The sequence below is a fragment of the uncultured Paracoccus sp. genome (assembly GCF_947496875.1).
GTDB lineage: Bacteria > Pseudomonadota > Alphaproteobacteria > Rhodobacterales > Rhodobacteraceae > Paracoccus.
In genome coordinates, this window is the sequence record NZ_CANMEH010000053.1 from 1 (window position 1) to 3,979 (window position 3,979).

Below are 3,979 nucleotides of genomic sequence, written 5' to 3' on the forward strand. Positions count from 1 at the left end.
GGCTCCTCGACGGGCTCGTCCAACTTTCCGTGCTCGACCGCGATCTGACAGCGCCGCCCGGTTCTCCTGGCGAAGGCCCGGCGTACATGAAGCTTGGCGGACGCGTCGTGTACCGCGTCAGCGACATCGAGGCATTCGAAAAGGCGGTCATTCAATCGACGGCTGAACAGCAGATCTCGGCGTCCTGACGCCATTCCCGACCATCCCGCCGCAAGTCACGCGCCAAAGCTCTGATTTGCGGCGCATTTCGATTGCGCCACCTTCCCGGCCCGGTTAGCTTCGGCTCAGGCCCAGTAAATGGGCGCGCATAGTTAGCGTGCGCATCGCCCGAGCCGGGAGAGCGTGATGGAGAGCGACAGGTCGGAACTTCGCTGGGGCGTCGAGCAGCGCCTCGAGTTCATAGAGTTCCGCCTGTTCTGGGAGGGACATGTGAACCGCAGCGATCTGATGGACCAGTTCGGGGTCTCGGTGAACCAGGCGTCCACCGACCTGAACCGCTACATCGGATTCGCGCCGGACAACATGGTCTACGACAAGAGCGCGCGGACCTATGTTCGCGGCTCCGAGTTCAAGCCGCAGTTCCTCGAACCCGACGCCAGCCGCTATCTCGCGCAGCTGCGGTCGGTCGCTGACGGGATCCTCGACCGCGAGGACTCCTGGATTGCCGATCTCCCACCCTACGCCTCGGCTCCGACCCCGGTGCGCGGCGTCAATCCGGTAACGCTCCGCTCCGTGGTAGGCGCCATCCGTCGCTCCGAGGCGATCGAGGTGAAGTACCAGTCTCTGTCCGGCCCGGACCCGCGCTGGAGGTGGATTGCGCCCCACGCCATCGCTTTCGACGGCTTCCGCTGGCACACGCGGGCGTTCTGCCTGACCGACGATTGCTTCAAGGACTTCCTGCTCTCACGGATCCTCGACATCCGCGGATCTCGGGAGAGCGAAACGTCGGCCGACGAAGATCGTGACTGGCATTCCGAGGTCACCCTGGAGATCGGTCCCCACCCTGACCTCTCGGAGACTCAGGCTAAGGTCATCGCACTCGACTACGGGATGCGGGGCGGCAAGGCGAAGATCAAGGTCAGGCGCGCGCTACTCTATTACGCTTTAAAGCGCCTCGGTCTCGACACTGATCCGGGCGCACGCACACCTCAAAACCAACAAATCGTCCTGATAAATCGTGTCGATGTAATGGCAGCTATACCCAGCGGTTAGAAAAGCGGCAGTCGACTAAGCAGGGAACGGCGGCTTGGCGCCACGAAATATAAGCAGTGAGGATAGGGGGCTTCGGCGGATGACGAACTCGGAAAACCAAAACAATGGACTTTTGTCCCTCTATGATAGCTGCACGCCTCGTGCCGACATTGTTAAAGGGACTTTCAACCCAGAGCTTTTCACCGCGAGCCTGAACCAGGTGATGGATAGCTATGCAGGGCAGAAGGTTGCGGAGACCCCCTACACGGATGCCACCGTTTTCTTCGGAGAGGCTACATACCCCACGAGTGGGATGCGCGACCTGTTGTCCACCGTCCTTCTGAGGGTCGCTGGAGACACGACCGCGAGCGCAATCACGCGCCTTGAGACCGGTTTTGGCGGCGGGAAGACCCACTCCCTGATCGGGCTGGTCCACTGCGCCAAGCGTGGGACGGAGATTCGCGACCTGGTTAACCCCCTCTTCCCAGACTTGCCGCTGCCCGCGCCGGGCACCGTCGACGTCGTGGCGATCGCGGGAGACGTACTCTCCGTGAACAAGCCGTCTGGTGCCGCGCTCATCCCCCACACCCTCTGGGGCGAGCTTGCAATGCAGGTGGGGGGTGAGACGCTCTACAGAGATTTGGAAGGAGATGCCACCTCGGTTGCAGCGCCCGGCAGGGACTTCTTCAAACGGGTACTCGACGGGCGCAAGGTGATCATCCTGATCGACGAGCTTGCACAGTACGTCGCCCGGTTCGAGGCAGCGCATCCGGGAAAGGGCGCAACACAAGTCGCCGCCTTTCTAATGTCATTGTCGACCTTTGCCCGGTCCGCATCCGGCATCGCGGTCGTGATCTCCCTTGCCAGCTCATCGGACGCTTTCGCCCGCCAGAGCGAGAGTCTTGGCTCCGAACTCACACGGATCACAGGGTCCGAGGTCGCCCCGGAGGAGGCCACGCAGCGGGCCGCGCGCGCCGTCGGTGAGACCGAGAGCGTCGTGGCGCGTGATGCGCTCCCAATTAAGCCAGTCCCTCAGAGCGAGCTTGCTCGGGTTCTCGCCCGCCGCCTTTTTTCGCATATCGATCCCGAGGCGGCAAAAAGGGCCGCGGATGCCTATGCCGCCCTTTACGCCAGCTCACCGGCCGACCTGCCTTCGGAGGCGAAACAGACCGACTACGCGGACCGGATCCGGGCTAGCTACCCCTTCCACCCGACTTTCCTGCGGTTCCTGAACGAAAAGCTCGCCTCGATCGAAACGTTCCAAGGCACTCGCGGGGTTCTGCGGGTGATGACGCTTGCGATCAGGCTCCTCTGGCAGAAGCGACCGAACGCCCCAATGATCCATGTGGGGCATCTCGACTTCTCGGACCGGCTGATGGCGGACGAGATCGTGGGGAGCCGTCTCAAAGCGGGCGACATGCAGATCGTCCTCAACACCGACGTCGGGGGGCCTCAGTCAGATGCGCTCGCCTCGAACCGGAGCCGGGCTCAGATGCGCGATGCCGCCAACCCGCTCCCGTCCGGGGTTCCATACCACGAGATGACCTGGCGCGTAGTTCTGGTGAACAGCCTAGTTGGCCGGGCCGGTGGGGTGTCCAGCAACCTTTTTGGGATCAACGAGGCAGACGCCCTCCTCTCCGTGCTGATGCCGGGCCTCCCGGCAACCGCTGTGAAAACCGCCCTCGAGGCGATCCAGAAGCACGCCTACTACCTGCGCGAGGACGGAGGGAAGTTCTTTGCGAACACCGACCCGACCATCAACCGGGCCCTCAGCGACATCCGTGAGGGGGTGAAGCGGGATGACGCTTTGCGGCTAATTCTCGAGGCCTCTCGGAAGGTGATCACGAACCAGAACGGGATCTTCGAGGTTCGAGAAGACGTGACCGCCCCACAAGACATGGCGGAGTCCCCCCGTCGCCCCTCGATCGGGATCGTTCGGGTCGACGCCCCACGTCTCGTTGTAGATGATTTCATTCAGACACTTGGGAACGGGCAGCCGAGGATATCTCAGAACCATGTGGCGCTTCTGATCCCGAACACTGTCGCAACAGACCGGGACAGTGACGGGATGTTCGGAGACCAGCGGGCGCAACAGAGCCTAGACAGGCTCCTTGAGCTGGCACGAGATGTCCGGGCGATGGAGAAGCTCGCCGCAGATCCCGGTGCCTATGGGCGCAGAAACGCGGAGAGAGCGCGACACTGGTATGATGCCGCCCACCCATGGCCTGCATGTCTGGTGGGCACGTCGGCCACTCATCCCCTCGCGAGCCTCGATTGTAGCCTCACTTCTCAGTTCAACGGTAGATCCGGACACCTTTATTCGTGACCTCGGGATTACCAAGAGCGTCGCCATCGTCGGCGATAAGGAATGGACCCTTGTCGGGAAGGCCCTTGCGCACGTCCGGCGCGGTTCGGAAGGAGAGGTCTTGCTGCTTGACGACAAGGGCCTGAAGTTCTTCGAATCCGAGATCGAGCGGCGCGCAAAGAACCGGGAGATCATCGACAGCCTGATCGCCTACGATCCTGCCTTCGCCAAAGAGCCTGTGGTGCTGCGTTGGCAGGATGAGTCCGCGCCCTTTGGACAGCCTCTCCCAATTCAAGGGGAGCAGCTTCGCGTTGAAGAGCGGGCAGCCGATCCCGCGCATGTGAATGACCGACTCGCGTTTGCCAAGGCACGCCGCGTGAAGGAGGCATTGGGTGACGCGATCAGGGTAACCGTCCGGTCTAACCGCTCTGCCGCGGTGTGAGAGTGCGGGATAGTGTCCACCATTGATAGTGGACATTGTGG

The 3,979-nt window shown here is 62.4% G+C and carries 3 protein-coding genes and 1 pseudogene; all 4 read left to right on the forward strand.

Features of this window, described 5'->3' with window-relative positions:
- A pseudogene (locus Q0938_RS18910) lies at window positions 1-188 on the forward strand (DUF2793 domain-containing protein); the annotation flags it as partial.
- A 157-nt stretch (window positions 189-345) separates the two neighbouring features.
- Window positions 346-1,212: a WYL domain-containing protein gene (locus tag Q0938_RS18915; RefSeq protein ID WP_036720034.1), complete on the forward strand. Its 867-nt coding sequence runs from the start codon at window positions 346-348 to the stop codon at window positions 1,210-1,212.
- Window positions 1,213-1,414: 202 nt separating this feature from the next.
- Window positions 1,415-3,517, forward strand: coding sequence for a DUF499 domain-containing protein (locus Q0938_RS18920; protein ID WP_299365627.1), 2,103 nt, complete (start codon window positions 1,415-1,417; stop codon window positions 3,515-3,517).
- Entirely contained in the window at window positions 3,399-3,938 is a 540-nt protein-coding gene (locus tag Q0938_RS19515; protein WP_366942789.1) for a DUF1156 domain-containing protein, read from the forward strand. Before Q0938_RS18920 ends, Q0938_RS19515 begins: the two co-directional genes overlap by 119 nt.
- Window positions 3,939-3,979: the final 41 nt, after the last annotated feature.

Bases quoted from the DNA above. Each gene is read 5' to 3' on its own strand.
- Q0938_RS19515 (WP_366942789.1), top strand. From the start codon at position 3,399: ATGCCGCCCACCCATGGCCTGCATGTCTGGTGGGCACGTCGGCCACTC.
- Q0938_RS18915 (WP_036720034.1), top strand. From the start codon at position 346: ATGGAGAGCGACAGGTCGGAACTTCGCTGGGGCGTCGAGCAGCGCCTC.
- Q0938_RS18920 (WP_299365627.1), top strand. From the start codon at position 1,415: ATGGATAGCTATGCAGGGCAGAAGGTTGCGGAGACCCCCTACACGGAT.